At 28.7% G+C, this 20,837-nt stretch carries 21 protein-coding genes; 11 read left to right on the plus strand and 10 right to left on the minus strand.

The genetic code is table 11. The annotated features are described in order from the left end of the window. Positions 1 to 79: 79 nt before the first annotated feature. The 3 genes from rho to ACNI28_RS04625 form a co-directional block, all read right to left on the minus strand. Positions 80 to 1,423 (minus strand): transcription termination factor Rho, encoded by a 1,344-nt coding sequence (gene rho, locus ACNI28_RS04615; protein WP_419765943.1) that lies wholly within the window; start codon positions 1,421 to 1,423, stop codon positions 80 to 82. Then, positions 1,398 to 1,529 (minus strand): hypothetical protein, encoded by a 132-nt coding sequence (locus ACNI28_RS04620; protein ID WP_419765945.1) that lies wholly within the window; start codon positions 1,527 to 1,529, stop codon positions 1,398 to 1,400. Before ACNI28_RS04620 ends, rho begins: the two co-directional genes overlap by 26 nt. 72 nt (positions 1,530 to 1,601) lie before the next feature. Then, the gene (locus ACNI28_RS04625) at positions 1,602 to 2,198 is read right to left on the minus strand and encodes a peroxiredoxin (RefSeq protein WP_419765947.1); all 597 of its coding nucleotides are present in this window, start codon (positions 2,196 to 2,198) and stop codon (positions 1,602 to 1,604) included. A 402-nt stretch (positions 2,199 to 2,600) separates the two neighbouring features. Between ACNI28_RS04625 and ACNI28_RS04630 the strand changes: the two genes are divergently transcribed. The 6 genes from ACNI28_RS04630 (at position 2,601) to ACNI28_RS04655 (ending at position 5,950) form a co-directional block, all read left to right on the plus strand. After that, positions 2,601 to 2,861, plus strand: a complete 261-nt coding sequence (locus ACNI28_RS04630; RefSeq protein WP_298751370.1) for an NADH-quinone oxidoreductase subunit I — start codon at positions 2,601 to 2,603, stop codon at positions 2,859 to 2,861. 111 nt (positions 2,862 to 2,972) lie between these two features. Beyond that, entirely contained in the window at positions 2,973 to 3,386 is a 414-nt protein-coding gene (ndk, locus tag ACNI28_RS04635) for a nucleoside-diphosphate kinase (protein ID WP_419765948.1), read from the plus strand. 9 nt (positions 3,387 to 3,395) lie between these two features. Next, positions 3,396 to 3,776, plus strand: coding sequence for a DUF177 domain-containing protein (locus ACNI28_RS04640; protein ID WP_419765950.1), 381 nt, complete (start codon positions 3,396 to 3,398; stop codon positions 3,774 to 3,776). Between the two features lie 12 nt (positions 3,777 to 3,788). Beyond that, positions 3,789 to 3,941 (plus strand): 50S ribosomal protein L32, encoded by a 153-nt coding sequence (gene rpmF / locus ACNI28_RS04645; RefSeq protein ID WP_298751375.1) that lies wholly within the window; start codon positions 3,789 to 3,791, stop codon positions 3,939 to 3,941. After that, entirely contained in the window at positions 3,941 to 4,942 is a 1,002-nt protein-coding gene (plsX, locus tag ACNI28_RS04650) for a phosphate acyltransferase PlsX (protein ID WP_419765952.1), read from the plus strand. The genes rpmF and plsX overlap by 1 nt, the downstream gene beginning before the upstream one ends. 9 nt (positions 4,943 to 4,951) lie before the next feature. After that, positions 4,952 to 5,950, plus strand: coding sequence for a beta-ketoacyl-ACP synthase III (locus ACNI28_RS04655; protein ID WP_419765954.1), 999 nt, complete (start codon positions 4,952 to 4,954; stop codon positions 5,948 to 5,950). Positions 5,951 to 5,994: 44 nt separating this feature from the next. Here the strand turns inward: ACNI28_RS04655 and ACNI28_RS04660 are convergent, their stop codons facing one another. The 3 genes from ACNI28_RS04660 to ACNI28_RS04670 all read right to left on the minus strand — a co-directional run bounded on the left by ACNI28_RS04660 (position 5,995) and on the right by ACNI28_RS04670 (position 11,244). Beyond that, positions 5,995 to 8,379: a methyl-accepting chemotaxis protein gene (locus ACNI28_RS04660; RefSeq protein ID WP_419765956.1), complete on the minus strand. Its 2,385-nt coding sequence runs from the start codon at positions 8,377 to 8,379 to the stop codon at positions 5,995 to 5,997. Between the two features lie 137 nt (positions 8,380 to 8,516). Then, positions 8,517 to 10,790 (minus strand): cache domain-containing protein, encoded by a 2,274-nt coding sequence (locus tag ACNI28_RS04665; protein WP_419765958.1) that lies wholly within the window; start codon positions 10,788 to 10,790, stop codon positions 8,517 to 8,519. A 10-nt stretch (positions 10,791 to 10,800) separates the two neighbouring features. Continuing rightward, entirely contained in the window at positions 10,801 to 11,244 is a 444-nt protein-coding gene (locus ACNI28_RS04670) for a hypothetical protein (protein ID WP_419765960.1), read from the minus strand. A gap of 44 nt (positions 11,245 to 11,288) precedes the next feature. Between ACNI28_RS04670 and ACNI28_RS04675 the strand changes: the two genes are divergently transcribed. Then, a complete protein-coding gene (locus tag ACNI28_RS04675; RefSeq protein WP_419765962.1) occupies positions 11,289 to 11,927 on the plus strand; it encodes a transglutaminase-like cysteine peptidase in 639 nt (212 codons plus the stop codon). 14 nt (positions 11,928 to 11,941) lie between these two features. Here the strand turns inward: ACNI28_RS04675 and ACNI28_RS04680 are convergent, their stop codons facing one another. Both ACNI28_RS04680 and ACNI28_RS04685 read right to left on the minus strand, forming a co-directional pair. Continuing rightward, positions 11,942 to 12,979 (minus strand): Cj0069 family protein, encoded by a 1,038-nt coding sequence (locus tag ACNI28_RS04680; RefSeq protein WP_419765963.1) that lies wholly within the window; start codon positions 12,977 to 12,979, stop codon positions 11,942 to 11,944. Positions 12,980 to 13,036: 57 nt separating this feature from the next. Next, positions 13,037 to 13,597, minus strand: coding sequence for an aminotransferase class IV family protein (locus ACNI28_RS04685; RefSeq protein WP_419765965.1), 561 nt, complete (start codon positions 13,595 to 13,597; stop codon positions 13,037 to 13,039). A gap of 91 nt (positions 13,598 to 13,688) precedes the next feature. On the opposite strand from ACNI28_RS04685, the gene ACNI28_RS04690 reads away from it, so the two are divergent. Beyond that, the gene (locus ACNI28_RS04690) at positions 13,689 to 15,881 is read left to right on the plus strand and encodes an ABC transporter substrate binding protein (RefSeq protein ID WP_419765967.1); all 2,193 of its coding nucleotides are present in this window, start codon (positions 13,689 to 13,691) and stop codon (positions 15,879 to 15,881) included. Continuing rightward, positions 15,862 to 16,509: a response regulator transcription factor gene (locus tag ACNI28_RS04695; RefSeq protein WP_419765969.1), complete on the plus strand. Its 648-nt coding sequence runs from the start codon at positions 15,862 to 15,864 to the stop codon at positions 16,507 to 16,509. Before ACNI28_RS04690 ends, ACNI28_RS04695 begins: the two co-directional genes overlap by 20 nt. On the opposite strand, the gene ACNI28_RS04700 is transcribed toward ACNI28_RS04695, so the two are convergent. Further along, a complete protein-coding gene (locus tag ACNI28_RS04700; protein WP_419765971.1) occupies positions 16,506 to 17,462 on the minus strand; it encodes an aminodeoxychorismate synthase component I in 957 nt (318 codons plus the stop codon). The genes ACNI28_RS04695 and ACNI28_RS04700 overlap by 4 nt on opposite strands. Before the next feature lie 7 nt (positions 17,463 to 17,469). Next, positions 17,470 to 18,351 carry an aspartate carbamoyltransferase catalytic subunit gene (locus tag ACNI28_RS04705; RefSeq protein ID WP_419765973.1) on the minus strand — a complete coding sequence of 294 codons (882 nt, stop codon included), beginning with the start codon at positions 18,349 to 18,351 and terminating at the stop codon, positions 17,470 to 17,472. A gap of 118 nt (positions 18,352 to 18,469) precedes the next feature. On the opposite strand from ACNI28_RS04705, the gene ACNI28_RS04710 reads away from it, so the two are divergent. Together ACNI28_RS04710 and ACNI28_RS04715 are read left to right on the plus strand one after the other, a co-directional pair. Further along, the gene (locus ACNI28_RS04710) at positions 18,470 to 19,651 is read left to right on the plus strand and encodes an aspartate aminotransferase family protein (RefSeq protein WP_419765975.1); all 1,182 of its coding nucleotides are present in this window, start codon (positions 18,470 to 18,472) and stop codon (positions 19,649 to 19,651) included. Continuing rightward, the gene (locus ACNI28_RS04715; RefSeq protein WP_419765977.1) at positions 19,629 to 20,825 is read left to right on the plus strand and encodes a TolC family protein; all 1,197 of its coding nucleotides are present in this window, start codon (positions 19,629 to 19,631) and stop codon (positions 20,823 to 20,825) included. The genes ACNI28_RS04710 and ACNI28_RS04715 overlap by 23 nt, the downstream gene beginning before the upstream one ends. The last annotated feature ends 12 nt before the right edge of the window (positions 20,826 to 20,837 follow it).

A 20,837-nucleotide genomic window follows, 5' to 3' on the forward strand; every position in this document is an offset into this window, starting at 1 on the left:
AGGAGTGTACATGTAGTACATGACGAGCAAAATTTCCGCATTGACGCGGAAATCTGCAAAAAGAGGCAGTTTTATGAAACTATTCGTTCATTCCTGCGAAAAAGTCATCATTATTCTTGGTCTTCAACATCTTAGAATAAAGAAACTTCAAGGCTTCTACTTCATCCATAGAGGCAATTGCGTTTCTTAGTATCCATGTTTTTTGTAAGATATCTGGAGTAAGAAGTAGTTCTTCTTTTCTTGTACCTGATCTGATAATATCAACAGCTGGGTAAACTCTTTTGTTTGAAGCATCACGGCTAAGTACAACTTCACTATTTCCAGTTCCTTTGAACTCTTCAAAAATAACTTCGTCCATTTTTGAACCTGTATCAATTAACGCTGTTGAGATGATAGTTAAACTTCCACCCTCTTCTATGTTACGTGCAGCCCCGAAAAATCTTTTTGGTTTGTGTAATGCATTTGCATCAACCCCACCTGAAAGTACTTTTCCACTACTTGGAGTAACTGTATTATATGCACGTGCTAGTCTTGTGATTGAGTCAAGTAAGATAACTACATCTTTTTTCATCTCTACCATTCTTTTTGCTTTTTCAATAACGATTTCAGCAACCCTAACATGATTTTGCGCAGGTAAGTCAAAAGTAGAAGAGTAAACATCACCTTTTACACTTCTTTGCATATCTGTAACTTCTTCTGGTCTTTCATCAATTAGTAAAACCATCAAGTGAGCTTCTGGGTGATTTCTTGAAATACCATGAGCTAGTTCTTTTAAAAGTTCTGTTTTACCTGTTTTTGGAGGAGCAACGATAAGTCCCCTTTGACCTTTACCCATAGGAGAAAAAAGGTCTAGGATTCTTCCTGTCATTTTAGTTGATTCATATTCAAATTTAAATCGCTCAGTTGAATACAAAGGTGTTAAGTTATCAAAAAGTGGTCTATTTTTTGATTCATGTATTGGTAGATAGTTTATTGCTTCAATTTTTAGTAGTGCATAATATTTTTCACTATCTTTATTTGGAGGTCTAACTTGTCCAGTTACAATATCCCCAGTTCTAAGTGCAAACTTTTTGATTTGTGTTGCAGAAACATAAGAATCATTTGAAGTATCAGAAAAATTCCCATCCATTGCTCTTAAAAAACCAAATCCGCCATCTTTTACCTCTAAGATACCTGTAAAAAGTATAAATCCGCCTTGGTCGATTTGTGTTTTTAAAATAGAGAACATTAGTTCTTGTCGTTTGAGTTCTTGTGGGTTTTCAACATTGAGTTTTTTTGCTATTTGAAGTAGTTCTTCTAAAGGATATTCTCTTAGTTTTTCAATTGTATGCCCTTCTACAGGGATATGTGTCCTAGCTTTTCTGCTATTAGAATTTCCTTTTGAGGGAGTATTCTTCTTAGTTTGAGTTGTTGTCTCTTCCATTTATATTTAGACCTTTGTCATTTTCAGTAAAGTGATTTTTTGTAGTTAATTCTGTATGTAGAATTTTAAGTGGTGTAATTTTAGTCTTTATTTTTAAATTTGTCAAATATTATTTATATAAAACAAAAAAGGTGCCAATTACTTGACACCTTTTTATTGAATATTTTAAAAATGATTATTATAAATCACCCTCATGTTTTCCTAAGTATTCTGCAACACCTTCAGTTGATGCTTTCATACCTTCGTCACCTTTTGCCCAACCTGCAGGACAAACTTCACCATTTTCGTTTGTAAATATCATTGTATCTACCATTCTAATCATTTCATCAATATTTCTTCCAAGTGGTAAGTCATTGATTACTGCATGTCTTACAGTTCCATCTTTATCAATTAGAAAAGATCCTCTTAGTGCAACAGCATCACCGAATAATACATCATAATCTTTTGAAATTTGTTTGCTTAAGTCTGCAACTAATGGGTATTTAACTCTTCCAATTCCACCATTTTCAACAGCAGTTTCTCTCCATGCAAAGTGAGAAAATTGTGAATCAACAGAAACTCCAATAACATTTACACCTCTTGAAGAGAACTCTTCAATTCTTTTAGAAAATGCAATAATTTCTGATGGACATACAAATGTAAAGTCTAATGGGTAGAAAAATAAAACCGCACCTTTTTCACCAATATTTTCATATAAATTAAAATCCTCTACGATTTGACCATCTGCAAGTACAGCTGTTGCTGTGAAATCTGGAGCTTTTTTTGTAACTAACATATTTTTTTCCTTTATTTTAAGTTTTAAGTGATGTAAGTATAATACAATATTCTAAAATAAAACATCAACTATTTTGTTTAATTTTATTTTTAAGAAAATTTTTACTTTAGGATAAAAATTATCCTTAAAGCCATATTTTATTAATATTTTCTCTACCTTTATATAATGAGTACAAAAAAAGTGTGTAAAAAAGATATCTCTCTTACTCTGCTTAAAAATAAAATTTATTTTAAATTATTTATTAAAAACTACACTTTAGTGGCTAATTTACACATGAAGAAAAAAAAATTCTAAAAAATAGCTAAATTTCTTCAAATATAATTGCTTTTTGTTTAATAAATTTTAAAGTTATATTTATATTTGATGTGATAAAGTTATTCAAAGTATAACAAAGGAGTTAGAATGGCAGTAGTAATTACTGATACATGTATCAGCTGTGATGCTTGTTTAGATGAGTGTCCAGTTGAAGCAATTGTAGATAATGATGAAAATCCTACAGGTGAAGATATCTATTATGTATATGAAGACAAATGTGTTGAATGTATAGGTCACCACGATGAACCAGCTTGTGCTGAAGCTTGTCCTACAGAAGGATGTATTGTATGGGGAGAAAACCCTGATACAGAAGGTAAAGTAGCCGGAGAGCCTTGCGTAGAAGACTAGTCTTACCATATTTTTAAATAGTAAAAAAGGCAAGTAGTTTTAAACTACTTGCCTTTTTTTATTTTTTTAGATATAATCCGCGACTTGAAATTTAAAATAGGAAAATATCATATGGAACAAACGTTATCTATCATCAAACCTGATGCTGTTGCTAAAAATGTTGTAGGGAAAATCTTAGACAGATTTGAATCTGCTGGACTAAGAATTGCTGCTACAAAAAAAATGCAATTAAGCAAAGCTGACGCTGAAGCTTTTTATGCTGTACATGCCCAAAGACCATTTTTTGGTGAACTAGTAGAATTCATGATTTCTGGACCTGTTGTAGTTACAGTTTTAGAAGGTGACAATGCAATGTCTATCAACAGAGACTTAATGGGTGCTACAAACCCTAAAGAAGCTGCTGCTGGTACAATTAGAGCTGATTTTGCTGAATCTATTGATGCAAATGCAGTTCACGGTTCTGATTCTGTTGAGAATGCAGCTAATGAAATTAAATTTTTCTTTTCAGATAGAGAAATCTGTTAATAATTATTTATGCAAATAGAATTTAGAAAAGTCCCTTTTACTGCAAAAGAGTTCACAGCTGAACTTGATTCAGTTAAATTAGAGGGGACTTTTTGTAAAATATCGCCTACGTTAGCTAAAGTTGAAGCAACTTTAGTAGGTTCTGCATCTGTAGATTGTTGTAGATGCGGGGTTGAATACACTATCGAGCTTAATGAAAACCTAGAGTTTTTATTATCTGATAGAGTGTATAAAGATGATTCTGAGTTGGAAAACTTAGTAATTGAAATAGAAAACGATATGATTGACTTTGATGAAATAATCGAAAGTGAAATTTCATCTATAAGAAGTGATTATCACATTTGTACTCTTTGTTTAGATAACAAAGATAGTATAGAAAAAGAATATTAAAAGGAGAATACCATGGCAGTACCAAAGAGAAGAGTATCACACTCAAGAGCAGCTAAAAGAAGAACTCACTATAAAATTACATTAAAAAGACCTGTAAAAGATAGTGACGGAACTTGGAAGATGCCTCATACAGTTAACCCAAATACTGGCGAATATAAAAACTAATGCTAAAAATAGCAATTGATGCGATGGGTGGGGATTTCGGTCCCGAACCTATCATTGATGGCCTTATAGCTGCACTACGAATTAACACAGCTTTTTCTGCAATTGCTGTAGGTAAAAAAGACGAACTACTTAAACTTATTCCAAATGAATACTTAAAAAGAATAGAAATCCATGATTGTGATGATGTAATATCAATGCAAGATCATGCTACTGATGCACTTAAAAGAAAAGACAGCTCAATTTATCAAGCTATTGAACTAGTTAAAACAGGTCTTGCAGATGCTGTAGTTTCAGCTGGTCACTCAGGTGCTTCTATGTCTTTGGCAACACTTAGAATTGGAAGAATTAAAGGTGTTACAAGACCCGCAATCGCTACACTTATGCCAACAAGTGAAAATCAAAATACTTTGGTTTTAGATGTTGGTGCAAATGTTGATTGTGATGAAAAAAATCTTTTTGAATTTGCAGTTATGGGACAAATCTATGCTCAAGATGTTTTGAAACTTGATGAACCAATTATTGGATTACTAAGTAATGGGGAAGAAGAATCAAAAGGTAACGAAGTTACAAGAGCAGCTCATGAATTACTAACTAATTCACAAATTAAAAATTTCGCTGGAAATGTTGAAGGTAGTGATATCTTCAAAGGAACAGTTGATGTTGTAGTTTGTGATGGATTTATCGGAAATATATTATTAAAAACTGCCGAAGGTGTAGCAGACACAATTGGTCAAATATTGAAGAAAAATCTAAAAAGATCTTTAATCTCTATTGCAGGTGCTGTATTGATGAGAAAAGTTTTTAAATCTTTAAAAGTTAGAGTTGATTATGCAGAGTATGGTGGAGCTCCTTTATTAGGTGTTAAAGCTCCAGTAATTATAGCCCATGGAAAATCAAATCCTAAAGCTATAAAAAATGCAATAAATCAAGCTATAAGTGCAGCAAGTTCTAGACTAGAACAAGATATAGAAGATAAACTTGCAAAATATAGAAATTTTTAAGGACTAAGAATGGCTTACGCAGCTTTTAGATCAATAGGCGCTTATATACCAGAAAAAATCATGACAAATGTAGATTTTGAAAAAATCATGGATACGTCAGATGAATGGATAACAAAAAGAACTGGTATAAAAGAGCGAAGAATAGCAGCTGAAGATGAATATCCATCTGACATGGGAGCTAAAGCTGCTAGCCTTGCTATTCAAAGAGCAGGAATAGAAGTTAGCGATGTAGATTTAATCGTATTTGCAACTGTTACTCCTGATTATCTTTGTATGCCTTCAACTGCTTGTGTAACAGCATCAAAATTAGGTCTAAGAGATGTACAGGCTTTCGATATAAGTGCAGCTTGTACTGGATTTGTATATGCTTTATCTGTTGCTAAAGCTTTTATTGAATCTGGAATGAAAAAAAATGTACTTATAATCGGTGCTGAAAAGTATACTTCTATTTTAAATTATGAAGATAGAGGAACTGCTTTTATTTTTGGAGATGGTGCAGGTGCCGCAATTATATCTGCAACTGAAAATAAAGATGAAGCAATAGTAGATGTAAAATGTTCTAGTGATGGAGATTATGACCATCTAATTATGACTCCTGGTGGAGGAAGTAAAACTCCATGTTCACCTGAAGTTTTAGAGCAAAAACTAGCTTGTATTCAAATGAAAGGGAATGAAACTTTCAAACTTGCTGTTAAAACTCTAACTTCTGATGTACAAGTTATGTTAGAAAAACATAACTTAAAACCAGAAGATATTAAACACTTTATTCCTCACCAAGCAAACTTTAGAATAATCAAAGCCGTTGGTGAGGCTTTAAAACTAACAGAAGAACAAACTGTGGTAACTGTAGATAAATATGGAAATACCTCAGCTGCTTCAATTCCTATGGCTATGAACTATGCATATGAGCAAGGAAGAATCAAAGCTGGCGAAAATGTACTTTTTGATGCATTTGGAGCTGGTCTTACATGGGGAAGTGCTTTATTCCCATTTTCACCAACAAAATAATCATCACATAGAGGATTTTACCTCTATATGTGATTTATACAATTCTAAAAACTTTCCCATTCATTAGTTTCACTTTCTTGTTTCTTTGGCTTTTTTATAGGATTTCTTGAAGGTTCGTTTTTCAGTTTTTTAATCTCTTTTTCAACTCCTCTTCTTTCATTTCCAGCAAAGCCAACATTAACTGCTTCAGCTCTTATTTTAATATCATTTTTCCCATGGAATTCTTTTTCATCAGCATTCTCAACAATTATATTCGAGATTTTTTGAGTTTTATTTGCTATAGCATCTGCTGCTGCTGTATTTTGTGCATTTACTTGAGTGATTTTATCTAATTGATTAACTGCATCATTAATTTGTATGATGCCTTGTTCTTGCTCTTTACTTGCAGTTGAAACATTTTCGATTAAGTGAATTGTTTTAGAAATATTTATATTTAGTTCATCATAACCTTTAATCATATCAGTAGCAATTGTTTTACCATAATCAGTTTTTGTTTGTGCATTTAAAACTATATCTTTAATCTCTTTTGCAGCTTCAGCACTTCTTGAAGCTAGATTTCTAACCTCTTGTGCAACAACAGCAAATCCTTTTCCTGCTTCGCCAGCAGTTGCGGCTTCAACTGCTGCATTTAAAGAGAGGATATTTGTTTGAAAAGCTATTTGATCAATAACTGTGATAGCTTCAGTAATAGCTGTAGTTTGATCATTTATATCTTCCATGGCATCAACTGTTTTAGTTGCAAGTTCATGCCCAACAGAAACTGACTCTTTTACTTTTGTGCCATAGTTTGCCATTTCAGTAGTTGATTCAGTATTTTGTTGTAAATTTGCAGTTAACTCTTCTAAAGATGCAGCTGTCTCTTCTAAAGATGCAGCCTGAGTTGTAGCTGCATTTGAAAGCTCATTTAAATTTGAAGTTAATGTTTCAGCATTTTGACTTAATATCATACCATTTCTTTTATTTTCAATTAAAATTTCTGTAAATGATTTACTTAGTTTATTAACATCATCACATAAACGTCCAAGTGTTCCATCTAGGTTCTCTTTATTAACTGTAGGTCTATAATCCATATTAGAAAATGAAATTAAAACATCAGATATTTTTTTAATATTACACTCTAAAGTATTAAGCATTTCGTTTATAATATCTTTTAGTTCATTTAGTTGTGGATTATTTGAATGCAGTGATATTCTTGTACTTAGATGTCCATTATTAATCTTATTTGCAACATCTATTGTATTTGCAATTAAATCTTTATCAGTTTGAATATTATGTTTTGTATTCTCAATATTTTTATTAATAATTTTTGACATTTGTCCTAACTCATCATTAGAGTGAATTTTAATAAGTTCTAAATCATCTTTTTCAAAATTAATAAATGCAAAAAAATTATCAAGACCCGCTTTTACATCTTTAACATCAATTAATAAAGTAAAAGCAATTGTTCTACCCATAATTAAAGTTAATGCAATTCCAAGTGTTGTTAATACTGCAAAAAGTGTTGTTTCTGTAAACATTATTTCTTTTTCAGTAGTAGAGGTCTCTATAATTTCGGTAGCTAAATAATCCTCAACTTGTTTTAATAAATTAATCTTTTTTGTTATTGTATCAAACCAATATTTTGCTTCAATTCCAAATTCTGATGTTTTTCCACTTGAAAGTAATATTTCTCTCATTCTATTAACTTCACTTATAGCTTCGCCTGTCAAAGTATTATTATAAAAACTTCTATCAGTCATATTTGCAACTTTCAAAAAAGAATCTAAATAAGCATTTTGTTCAGCTACAAGATTATTAAACTTAACTCTCATACCTTTTCCAAAGTTATCTCTAGCAAAAGTATTAGACCCTACTGCTCTTTCAATACCAGCTCTTTCTTTAGACAATAAGAAGTTTGTATATGCAGTTAATCTTTGTGATAGTTTTACATTAGTTGCAAGTTGAATTGAAGAAGCAATTACATTTAAAAATTGTCCATTCATCTTTGTGTAGTAAGTAATTGCAGCTCCTGTATCTATTGTTAGTGATGAGACTTTATTTCTTACATCATCAATTTGTTCTAATTGACTTAAACCTTTTTCTAAATTATCTTTAAATTCTGTAGTATAATTATTGGTATCAAAATCTTTTAAAAAAGTTAACAAATCTTCTTTTTTACTATTTACATTTTCTCTTTGATTAGGTAAAGAATCAATAAACTTCTTTCCTTTACTTCCTAAAAATCCTGCTGTCATTCCTCTTTCTTTTTGAGTTTCATGAACCATCGCTCCAATTTTTGTTGAAAGGAGTACAATCTTTTCTATTTTTTGTAAATTGATTGTTTCTGTATAGGCATTGTATGCAAGTTTTGCCGATAATAATATTACTACAATTAAAGGTATCATCATAATTGAAATAAGTTTTTGTTTAATTGAAAATTTTGAAAACATCATAATATCCTTATTATTTTATATAATTATAGTATATATACATATATTGTCAATTGATTAGAATCATAAGATTAGTAATAATAACTAGCTAAACCCTATATACTAGGATAAGTAAGATAAGAATAATTTAAATACAACTAAGATAGAGATATCTTAATTGTGAATTTTGCCCCAGTATAATCTTCACCTTCATAGTTATAACTATAATTCTCAGCTACTATTGTTCCATTTAATTGCTTTTCTATTATCTCTTGACTCATAAATAAGCCTATTCCTGTACCTTGAGATTTATATTTTGTAGTAAAGTATGGTTCAAATATTCTATTTATTATTTTTTCATCTATTCCATTTCCATTGTCATAGATTTCTATAAGTAAATCTTTACTCTTTTTGAAACTATTTATAAAGATAAATTTCTTCTGTTTTTTTTGTTCTGCTAAAACATCTCTTGAGTTATTTAAAATATTGATTAGTACTTGAATCAAGCCATTTTTAGATGTCTTAAGAGATATGTCTTCAATATTTTTTATAATAGTTATACCTTTTGATACATATTGAGCATGAACTAAATTAAGTGTACTATCAATGACATCTTCAATACTTACCATGATATAATTCTGCTGTGCGGGATTAAAGAAGTTTCTAAAGTCATCAATTGTTTGAGATAGGTATTGAGTAGAATTATTTATACTATCCATAGTAGTAAGTAAATCTTCATCACTTAACTCTCCCATCTCTTTTTTTAGTTTTATACCTGTTGATGCAGTAGATATTACAGAAAGTGGTTGTCTCCATTGATGTGCAATATTACCTATCATCTCACCCATTGCTGCCATTTTACTTTGATATTGAATAATCTTTTCTTTTTCATGTTTATCTATTTCAAACTGCATTCTTTCTGTGATATCTTGAATAGTACCTACAATTTTATTTGTTCTAGAGTCATACTCACCTTTACAATCAATCCAAACAATTGAGCTATCTGGTTTGATGATTCTGTAGGTACATTTATGTTCTTTATGCTCTTTAATTGCACTATACATAGAGCTCTCAAAACATTTCCAATCTTCTTTATGCATAATTGTTTTTAAAAACTCTGGTCCTACTTTTTCAGGCATTTTTTCAATACCAAAGATTTTTATTATAGAATCAGACCAAATTGCAGTCATACTATTAGTATCCACTTCCCAATTTCCAAAGCCTCCTACTTCATGAGCCTTTAAAAGTAAATCTTGTTTTTCTTCAAGGTCACTAGTATAATTAAAAAAACTTTTTTCTATATATTTTGATATAAAATAAGAGAGAATCAGAAGAAAAAAAACAAAAATAAAACCTATTAAAAATATATTATTTAAATAGGTTTTATATTTCTCTTCTAAATAGTTTTGTTTTTGTTTTATAGTAGCATTTATAGAACTTAATTCAAATCCAGTTCCTAATACCCAATCCCAGTTTTCAAAGTATAAAAGATAAGATATTTTTTTTATGGGCTCATCAAGTTCATCAACGTTCAAACCATACTCTACATAAAGTCCATCTTCTCTGCTTTTATTTTTTGTTAATTTATCAATACTATTTTCCCAAAAATCTCCATCTGCATATTCTTGAATATTTATATTCAAAATACTTTCATGTTTACTAACTATCAAGTCTCTATATTCATCTATTATAAAGACATATCTATCATCTTTATATCTTAGTTTTGAAATATAATTTGCAACCTCATCTTTTAAATTATGTACATAATCTTCATAATAAAAACCAGTCCCTATATAAAGACCATATGGTTCAAACTTTTTAAAATAGCCTATTTTTAGACGTTCACCTTCATCTTTTTTTAAAGGATCTTTCCAATACCAGTCATAATAAACTTCATTTTTATTTTTTAATAGCTTCTTCATATCTTGGAATATAAAAGTACCTTTTGCATCTTGATGATTCCATAAACTCATTCCATTTAACTTTGGAAAAGCAGAATTTAGTATTGTATTTGCATTCATTGTAAAAATAAAAAAATAGCCTTTGCCCTTACTAAACCTAATATCTTTCAATGCATATTTAATCTGCTCAATAATCTCTTTTTTTGTTTTTTTATCTTTATTATTTTCATAAATTGAATTGAGTATTGAATAGGCATTGTTTACTCTACTTTTTAAATCAATTTGTAAGTTCTCTTTTGTATTTTTCTCTTTATTCTTTATATAGTTATAAACTCTTTTTAAATCACTTTTTATTAACTCTTTTTGGTCAGTTATGTATTGGTTTTTAATATATTCTTTTTCTGTTTGAATATTACTTTTGTGTTCATATGTAACTAAGATAGATGCCAAGATTGTAATAAAAATAATAAAAATAGGCAGAAAATATCTGATAATTATTACTAACAACTTCTCTTTTTGAGTAATATTCAAGTTTTACCTTTTATTGAAATTTTTGGTTATTGGGATTATTCTTAAATACATTTATTGACTTATTTAGTGATGCTTTTGAACTATCATTAAACTTCGCAACTGTTGCCACTGGATTAATTAATAAAATTGAATCTTCTATTACTATTTGAAAAATTGCTTCCAAAGGGATAGTAACAGTTGAGCCAAAATTTTCTGTTCCAAAACCAGCTTCAAAAGATACAAATTTATCATCTATTTTTATAGTTGAATACGTATAATTACTCAAAACAAAAAGAGAAAACTTTGATAGCTTCTTTTCTATACTTGTAGGCAATGTTGGAGAAAAAGTTGCTCCTTCTACATTTACAGTAATGGCGAACTCACTATCTCTTTCTAGCATAAAATTTATCATCTCATGAATTTGTTTTATCATTATATTTTTAAAATCATTACTTTCAATTACATCACTTACCATATTTTAATCCCTTTTTATAAAAATCCATGTTATTATATTTTTCCATGAAAACTATTATATCTATTCTACTGATTTCAACATTAATTTATGGCAAAAGTATTGAGTTTACTAGTGCAGACATAGAAAAGATTAAAGCCAGTCCAAATAAAAATGCAATCGTAATTAGATTCAAAAACTACCAAAACTTGAAAAAGAAAATTAAAAACTACTCTATGATTAGAAAACTTTCCCATATCAATAGTTTTTTTAATAATATACTTCCCCAACAAGACCAACAAAAATACGGTATAAGCGATCATTGGAGTACAAGGAAAGAGTTTATCATTCAAGGCAGAGGTGATTGTGAAGATTATACTATTGCCAAGTATTTTTCACTTATTGAAAATGGTTTTTCAAAAGATAATCTCTTTTTAGCTGTTGTAAAAGTTGAGGGAAGAAGTACAGAACACATGGTTTTATTTTATTTTAAATCAAGAGATAAAATACCATATGTCCTAGATAATCTTAGCTTTAAAGTTATACCACTAAATAGAAGACCCAAACTTAATGTAAAATTTATATTTAATGAAAAAGAGTCATTTTTAATGACTGACTATAAAATAGGTAAGAAAGTAAATGTAAATTGGGGGGAAGATGATAAATGGAACAATTTACTAAAAAGAGTATATACAAATAAGGAGTAAGACTACTCCACTATTTACTTAGCCTTCTTTTTTGGAACAAAAACTTGGGCTACATCTTTTGCATATTGTAACTGTGTTGTTATTCCCACACAAGAACAATTTATTTCTGAAAGAACATATTTATCACTTCCATCTTCATTATAATCTAAAATATAATCCATAGTCCATAGAAGTGGATAGTTTTGACCATGTAGGTATGATTTTAAATCTTTTAGTCCATTCATTGTTAGCTCTACTACATCTTTCCATTTAGGCTCACTTGGAGACTCATAATTGTATTTTGCTCCTGAAAAAAGTGTTGCAGAGAACTGCCCTTCTTGAGGTTTTTTATGAACAACTGAGATTGCTTTATCATTTACAAGTAAAACTCTAATCTCACCTTCAGCAATTCTTTCTAAATATCTACACCCAACAAATCCTGTTTTTCCAGTAAAGTATGCAGCATATTCTGATACATTATCTTCAAAGTTTGGCTCAAATTTATGCAAAAATTCATTTATATCATCATAATAAAACTTTTGATTATTTACAGCTTCTACAGAGAATATAGAACCATCCTCTTTTTTTGATACTAAATAAACACCCTCCCCTGTTGAACCATAATTTGTTTTTAAAACTCTAATACCATATTTATCTAAATCTGCAGGAAATCTTGTGGCAAAGTCAGTAAAAGTATGATAAAAATAACTCTCATCATCTCCTAATTTTGTCCCTTTTAATTTTGCTAAGATATCTTTAAAATCAAGGTTAATCATAACATCAGGATGGGTATGTATTTCAATACCAGCATTTCCAAGAGCTTTTAAAAATTGAAAATATTCATCTGCTTCTTTTAAATTGCCAGGGTTAATTCTACTTATAACAGAAACTGCTTTTTCTTTTAAATAATCCAATAAATCATATTTTCTATTTGGTCTATAAAAAACTATTTCTGTTTTATAATTAGTTAGCTCTTCTATAGCATCCAAGATTGGTTTTGTATCTGGTCTAAAACCATCAAAGCCTTTATCACTTCCCTTTGCATATTCAATTATGAATATTGTATTTTTCATATTATCTCCTTTTGTAGTCACACAAAAGAATTTTATATTAGAAAAAAAACTTTTTGATTACAATAGAATATAATCATCCAAAATATCAAAATCAATCATAGCATTCATAAGGGCAATTTTTGAAGCACTTTTCAAGTCTGCTTCTGTGATATCTTTTTCAATGATAGTTTGTAGTTTCAGATGTCTTTGTCTTGAAGTGCCATTTAATAAGGGTTTTTTAGGAGTTAGCCAAGTTGTACCATCATATATTGCTATGTTTGCAATGGAAGTATCACTTACTAATTTATTCTTTATAATTATAATCTCATCAGTTTTTTGTTTTTTTTCATAAAGTTTATCTAAATGTTCTCTATTTAAATACTTTTTTGAATACTCTATTTCATCATCATATACAATTTTGAAACTTTTTATCTCTTTTTTTTTATACTCTTCATATGAGACATCTAAAATCTCATCATCGTTATATATAACTTTGCACTTTAAAAGTTTGCTATTTATTGGATAAATATACTCATTTAAATCAATATTTTTACCAATAGTTGCTGCAATTCTTGAGTTATGAAAATCTAAATTAAAAATCTCTTTGTCTTCACACTTAATAGTTTCAAAATATTTCATTTATCTCACCTAAAATTTTTTAATATAATATCAAAAAAAGAGTTTTTACTCTCTTTTTTGATAAAATAAGATAAATATTATTAGGTCGTATATGAAATTTATATTTTTTATTCTCATATTTTTTAGCACATTATTTGCAAATCCTCAAAAAGAAATCTTACTTCTACACTCTTATAATAATGGTTTAAAGTGGAGTGACACTATAACAGAAGGTATTAAAAGTGTACTTTCAAAGTATCCAGACTATGAGCTTACAATTGAATATATGGATAGTAAAAAAATAACTAGCAAAGAGTATTTTAATATCTTACATCAACTCTATAAAAAGAAATTTTCAAATAGAAACTACGATGTTATAATAACTGCCGATAATTTTGCTCTAAACTTTGCTCTATCAAACCATAAAGAGATATTTAATAACTCACAAATCGTTTTTTGTGGTGTGGAGAATTTTGATAGTATCAAAATTTCAAATAAAATTAAAAAAACAATAACAGGAGTAATAGAGTACAAAGAGATAAAAGAGAATATAGAGTTAATCAAAGATGTTGTAAAAAACCTAAATACCATATATGTGCTAAGTGATGATAGCCTATCTTCAAAAGCCATAAAAAAGCAAACCTTAAAAGCTATATCGGAGTTTAAAAATGAGATTAACATTATTTTTGATAATAAGATTAATATACATACCTTAAGCAAAAAAATAGAAGCTCTTCCAAAAAATAGTGCTGTTTTATTTACAAGTTTATATAAAGATATAAATAAAGAATATGTCCCATATAGCCATCTAAGAGACTTTTTTCAAAATTCACCTTATCCTGTTTTTGCCTTAAATTCTATTCACTTAGGAGAGGGGGTTATTGGGGGAATCATGGTAGAACCATTTGAACAGGGACGATTAGCTGCTTTGAAAGCTGTAGATATTTTACAAGATATTCCTGTAATCGACATTGATATTTCAACTCCTCCATCTAAATATTATTTTGACCATAAAGTATTAGAAAAATTTAATTTATTAAACTCTGATATACCACTTTTTTCAAACATAATAAATAAGCCAAAAGGTTTTTTTGAAAAAAATAGAAAGTTTATTGATAGTGCCTTTATTCTTATGCCTTTGCTTATTCTTTTAATTATTGGACTTATTGTTAATATTATAAAAAAATTTAATTTAGAGATAAAACTACTAGAACAAAACAAATTAGATAATGTCTTATTAAATAATATAAAAAGTATAATTTTTTGGAAAAGTAGTGAAGGTGTAATACTTGGTTGTAATGACTACCTGTGTGATTTTTTAAATCTATCAAAAGATGAGATAATTGGAAAAAAACTAAAAGATATATCCCCTAAACTTTGTTTAAAAGTTGATGATAGTATAAGTTTTGTAGGTGAATTAGAGACTACTTTAGAAAAAGATGGTAAAACTATTTATGTCTTAATAAGAAGAAAAAAATATCTAAATAATAAAAATATAGAAGCAGGGATTGTTACAATAATCAATGATATAACCCAAATCAAAAAACTTGAAAACCGAAGAAAAAGAGATGAACAGTTTACAATACAGCGTTCAAAACTTTCTGAAATAGGAGAAATGATGACTTCTATTGCACACCAATGGAAAGCACCCCTAATAGAGATATCAACTATTGCACAAGAATTACTTTATAAAAAAGAGAAAAAAAACTTCTCCTTAAATGATGGTAAAGAGTTTGTGGATGAAATCATGACACAAGTTAAATATATGACAACTACAATTGATGACTTTAGGGACTTTATAAGACCTTCCATAAGAAAAAGTGAATTTGAAATAAACTCCTCTTTAGATCAGCTCTTAAGAGTAATTGAACACAATATTAAATATAACTATATAAGTATTGATATAAGATATGAAAAAAATAAAAAATACCTTTTGTATGGTTATGTAAATGAGTTCAAACAAGCCATTTTAAATATAATAAACAATTCAAAAGATAGTATTTTAAAAAGAAGACAAAGTGAAGATTTTGAGGGTAAAATATCTATAAAAATCAATTCAATTAATGGTTTTACTTCTATTTATATACAAGATAATGGAATAGGTATAAAAGAAAAAAATAAAGATAAAATATTTGAGCCATTTTATACCACTAAAAAAAATGGTGATGGATTTGGACTTTATATGGTAAAACTAATGATTGAAGAAAAAATGGGTGGAACAATAAGAACACAAAAAAGTGATGTGGGTGCTTGCATCTTTATATCCATAAAAAATAGGTTAGAAAATGAAAATATTACTACTTGAAGATAATAAAAGATTATCAAGTTTGATTATTGAAGCACTATCTCAGAAAAACTATAAAGTTGACTGGTTTGAAAATGGAAGAGATGCTTTAGATGCTGTGTATAATGGATATGACTGTTTTATATTAGATATAAATGTTCCGGGAATTGATGGCATTAGTTTATTAAAAGAGCTAAGAGTTATGGATAAAAATACACCAGCTATTATAATTAGTGCAAATGTTGAACTAGAGACAATAAAAGATGCTTATAATAAAGGCTGTGATGAATATATTAAAAAACCATTTTATATTTATGAACTAGAGTTAAAACTAGACAAGTTTTGTAAAAAGTGCAACAATAGTATAGCTTTAGCAAAAGATTATATTTATAATACAGATTGTGAGATTTTATATAATGAAAATAAAGAAGAGGTAAAGTTAGCAAAAAAAGAGATTTTACTTTTAAATCTACTAATTAAAAATTGTGAGAAAATAGTAACTTTTGAACAAATTGAACAATATGTTTGGGAGGGTGATTTAACAACAAATGAAAACATAAGAACTTTGGTTAAAAGGTTAAGAAAAAAACTACCAAAAGAGAGTATCTATTCTCAAGTGGGGATTGGATATAAGTTAGATATTCACTAAGAGGGTATATAGATTTTATCAAGAAGCTCTTGATACTCTAGTTTTGCATCACTATCACAAGTGATTCCTCCACCACTTTTATAAAAAAGTTCTCCATCTTTATCTTTTTGAATAAATCTAATCATTACAGAGCTATCTAAATTTTTGCCATCAAAAACGCCAAAAATACCTGTGTAATACTCTCTTTCATAATCTTCTATATCTTTTAGTATTTCAACAGTTTTTTTCTTTGGTGTTCCTGTGATTGAACCTGCTGGAAGTAGTGAGATAAGAATATCTCCAAGTTTTTCATTCCAATTATTTTCTAACTCTCCTGATATTTTGGAACTTACTTGTAAAAGTTTTTTATCACCTGCGTCTATTTGGTCAATATACCTAAACTTTTCAACCCTTACTTTATTTGATACAATTCCTAAATCATTTCTAAGTAAATCTACCACCATTGTATGCTCAGCCATCTCTTTCATATCACCTAGTATTTTAACACTAGCATTGGGAATCGAGGCATCAATTGTACCCTTCATGGGATAAGTAAATATTCTGTTTTTTTTGATTTTTATAAATCTCTCAGGAGAAAAACAGACAAACTCATCTTTGAATTTCAGTTTAAATTTTGCATTTGCTTTTTCATATATTTCATCAAGATTTAAAGGTATTTCTATTTTTGTTTTTGCTGTTAAATTCAACAAATAACTATTACCACAAGCAATCTGTTCTTGTATATAATCAAACTTTTTTTTGTATTTTTCAAAACTAATTGGATATTTTTTTAGACTTTTATTTTTTATATTATAACTTTTATCTTTAGATGAAATTTCATATTTTATATCTTCATCTAAATCTTTTAGGGCTTTTACATAATAATTACTTAAATCATAACTTATCATAAAAAAAAATGGCTCCTGTAAAGAGCCATAATTATTGAGTTTGTTGATTAGTTCTTTATTATTCAAATATATTCTATTGATTAAGGATTAGTTTTTTAAGTATTGCCATTCTAACTGCAACGCCATTTGTAACTTGTTTTAATACTTTATTTCTAGGATCAACTAACATCTCATCACTTATATCTACATTTCTGTTCACAGGACCTGGGTGTAAAAGTAAAATATTCCTATCACCAAAAGTATCTTTTGTAATGCAATAATCTTTTGCATAATCATTTAATGATTGGAAAAATATCTCATTATGTCTTTCAAGTTGCGTTCTTAAGCTCATTACAACATCAACATCATCGATAATCTCTGATATATTATCATACTGTTTATGCTCATCATCCTCTGCTTTAAAACAATCAGGAGCCACAAAACAAACATCCATACCAAATCTTGGAAGAAGTCTTTTATTCGAACCTGCTACCCTTGAACTTTTTACATCACCTACAATAGCAACCTTTTTCCCCTCTACATCATCATTGAAATGTTCCATTATAGTAAAAAGATCAAGTAGTGCTTGAGTTGGATGTGCATGTTTTCCATCACCTGCATTTATAATAGGACAATCAACATAATCAACTAAACTTCCAGGTAATCCACACTCTGAATGTCTTATAATGATAGCATCAGGTTTAGTTGCATTAATATTCGCAACTGTGTCAAAGACACTTTCACCTTTACTTCTAGAACTAGTACCTACGTCTAAAGCTATAATCTCTGCACCTAATCTTTTTGCTGCTGTTTCAAATGCGCTTCTTGTTCTTGTAGAATTTTCAAAAAACAAAATAACTATTATTTTACCTTTTAAGATATCTCTTGATTGCATATCTAAAAATGTTTTGGCATCATCAAAAAGGCTTAAAATCTCTTCTTTTGTAAAATCTGCTGTTCTAATTAAATGCTGCATTTTTTTCCTTTTATTTTAGTTTTGATTATAGCAAAGTATTAATTAATTTTTTTCAAATTTGTTAATTGATTGTTTATAGTTTTTGGATATAATCACTTATTAAATTATAGGAAAAATAATGATTGAAAATATTGATAAAGAGTATGTACTACAAACCTATGCAAGAAATTATGTTAACTTTAAAAGTGGAGAAAATGCTACACTTTTTGATGATAAAGATAATAGTTATATAGATTTTACTTCAGGTATAGGTGTTGTTAGTGTTGGCCATGGTAACAAGCAAGTTGCTGATGCTATTTATGATCAAGCAAGTAAAATAACTCATATCTCAAATCTTTATGCAATCGAACCCCAAGCACTTTTAGCCCAAAAAATTGCTCAACTTAGTGGGCTTGATATTGCAACATTCTTTGCAAATAGTGGAGCAGAAGCAAATGAAGGTGCCATAAAAATTGCAAGAAAATATGGACAAACAAAATTTGCAAATAAAAAGTATAAAGTTATAACATTAGAACACTCTTTTCATGGAAGAACAATTACAACAGTTAGAGCAACAGGACAAGATAAGTTTCACTCTGTAAACTTTTCTCCATATCCTGATGGATTTTCATACAACAAACAAATCAATGACATCTATAACTCAATAGATGAAGAGACAGTTGCTGTTATGTTAGAACTTGTTCAAGGAGAAGGTGGTGTTCAACCTTTTGAAAAAGAAGAGATTCAAAAGTTAGCAAAGTTTTTGAAAGAAAAAGAGATTTTACTTATAGTTGATGAAGTTCAAACAGGAGTATATAGAACAGGTGAATTTTTAGCCTCAAATCTATATGAGATAGAACCAGATATCATAACTCTGGCAAAAGGTTTAGGAGGTGGAGTTCCTATAGGTGCAGTTTTAACTACACATAAAGATATCCTCTCTCCTGGAGATCATGGTTCAACTTTTGGGGGTAACTTTTTAGTAACAAGAGCCTCTTTAGAAGTTTTGGATATCTTGGATAAATACAAAGATACAGGTGCATTAGATGAAGCAATTATCTATTTTGAATCAAAAATAAGTGCTATTTTTGAAAAATATCCTAATATCTTTACATCAAAAGTTGGTCTTGGACTTATGAGAGGACTTAGAGTAAAAGATGAAGAAACCTTAGGCTCAATTGTTAAAAATAGTTTTGACAATGGCGTATTGGTTTTAAAATCTGGAAGAAGTACTTTAAGACTTTTGCCTGTACTTACAATTACAAAAGAAGAGATTGATGAAGGATTTAAAAGGTTAGATGATGCTATCTCTAAGATTTAAACTATCATTAGTAACTATTTTTTTTCTTGCTAGTTATTCATTTGCTAAACAGACAGATAAACTTGATGAATCAATTCTTTCAAAAAATAGATTAGAGATTTTTGATTTATCAAAAGAGCAAATTGAAGAAGATAGTTCAAAGCTTAAAAAAGATTGGATAAATCCTATCATGTATACTTACTCTAAGGTATATGGAGAGACTTATGATACTGAAAAATCTTTGGTATCAATAGACCAACCTATTTTTAAAGCAGGTGGAATATATAAAGCTATAAAATATGCAAATGCCACTAGACTTTATTCACATTTGGATTTAGATTTGCAAAAAAAAGCACTTATAAAAGATACCACAACTCTTCTTTTTAATATCAATAAATTGGTATTAGAAATAAAGAAGCAAGAACTTTTAGTAAAAAATGGACAAATAGATATCCAAAGAAAAAAAGAACAAGTATTTAATGGCTTTGCAGATACATCAGTATTAGATACTGCAATTTTGGATACAAATACAAGTAAAAATGCTTTGGCTGAGTTAGTTTATCAAAAAGAGGAATTAATAAATCAATTTAACACTTATGCACAAGGTGATTACACAAGTTTTGAACTGCCAAAATTTAAGCTTTTAGAAAAAGAAGCTTTTATAAAAAACAACCTAAATATTCTAAAATCAAAAGCAGATATATCTAGCAAAAATGACTATACTTGGATGACAGTATCAAAATATCTTCCAACAGTTAGTGCTACCTTTGATTACACTAAATATCATGATAGTAATAACCCTACAATAAATGTGGATGAAAGTGTACAAAACTATGGAGTAAAAGTTACAGTTCCACTTGATACAAGGACATATAACGATATACAAAGCACAAGAATAGACTATCTAAAAGCAAAACTTGACTTTGATAATGTAATTTTAGAACAAGAAAATTTCTTTAAAAGTAAACTATCAAAAATCAAAATGATAGATTCAAAAATAACTATTGCAAAAGATGATTATGAATTATATAACTCCTTACTTGATGTAATTGTAGAAGAAAAAGAGGCAGAATTAAAAACTCAAAGTGATGTGGATACCTTGCTTAATTCTAAAAAAATAAGAGAATTAGAACTTAAGATTCTTAGTATAGAAAAACAAATTGAGTTACTTGAAATATATTCAAAAATAAGTTAATAATTCTAAACC

This window comes from Arcobacter denitrificans (SeqCode) (assembly GCF_048571185.1).
GTDB classification, from domain to species: Bacteria; Campylobacterota; Campylobacteria; order Campylobacterales; family Arcobacteraceae; genus Arcobacter; species Arcobacter denitrificans.

Coding starts and splice junctions, on each gene's coding strand:
- rho (WP_419765943.1), bottom strand. CDS start 1,423: ATGGAAGAGACAACAACTCAAACTAAGAAGAATACTCCCTCAAAAGGA.
- ACNI28_RS04625 (WP_419765947.1), bottom strand. CDS start 2,198: ATGTTAGTTACAAAAAAAGCTCCAGATTTCACAGCAACAGCTGTACTT.
- ACNI28_RS04630 (WP_298751370.1), top strand. CDS start 2,601: ATGGCAGTAGTAATTACTGATACATGTATCAGCTGTGATGCTTGTTTA.
- ndk (WP_419765948.1), top strand. CDS start 2,973: ATGGAACAAACGTTATCTATCATCAAACCTGATGCTGTTGCTAAAAAT.
- ACNI28_RS04640 (WP_419765950.1), top strand. CDS start 3,396: ATGCAAATAGAATTTAGAAAAGTCCCTTTTACTGCAAAAGAGTTCACA.
- rpmF (WP_298751375.1), top strand. CDS start 3,789: ATGGCAGTACCAAAGAGAAGAGTATCACACTCAAGAGCAGCTAAAAGA.
- plsX (WP_419765952.1), top strand. CDS start 3,941: ATGCTAAAAATAGCAATTGATGCGATGGGTGGGGATTTCGGTCCCGAA.
- ACNI28_RS04655 (WP_419765954.1), top strand. CDS start 4,952: ATGGCTTACGCAGCTTTTAGATCAATAGGCGCTTATATACCAGAAAAA.
- ACNI28_RS04660 (WP_419765956.1), bottom strand. CDS start 8,379: ATGTTTTCAAAATTTTCAATTAAACAAAAACTTATTTCAATTATGATG.
- ACNI28_RS04670 (WP_419765960.1), bottom strand. CDS start 11,244: ATGGTAAGTGATGTAATTGAAAGTAATGATTTTAAAAATATAATGATA.
- ACNI28_RS04675 (WP_419765962.1), top strand. CDS start 11,289: ATGAAAACTATTATATCTATTCTACTGATTTCAACATTAATTTATGGC.
- ACNI28_RS04680 (WP_419765963.1), bottom strand. CDS start 12,979: ATGAAAAATACAATATTCATAATTGAATATGCAAAGGGAAGTGATAAA.
- ACNI28_RS04685 (WP_419765965.1), bottom strand. CDS start 13,597: ATGAAATATTTTGAAACTATTAAGTGTGAAGACAAAGAGATTTTTAAT.
- ACNI28_RS04690 (WP_419765967.1), top strand. CDS start 13,689: ATGAAATTTATATTTTTTATTCTCATATTTTTTAGCACATTATTTGCA.
- ACNI28_RS04695 (WP_419765969.1), top strand. CDS start 15,862: ATGAAAATATTACTACTTGAAGATAATAAAAGATTATCAAGTTTGATT.
- ACNI28_RS04705 (WP_419765973.1), bottom strand. CDS start 18,351: ATGCAGCATTTAATTAGAACAGCAGATTTTACAAAAGAAGAGATTTTA.
- ACNI28_RS04710 (WP_419765975.1), top strand. CDS start 18,470: ATGATTGAAAATATTGATAAAGAGTATGTACTACAAACCTATGCAAGA.
- ACNI28_RS04715 (WP_419765977.1), top strand. CDS start 19,629: ATGATGCTATCTCTAAGATTTAAACTATCATTAGTAACTATTTTTTTT.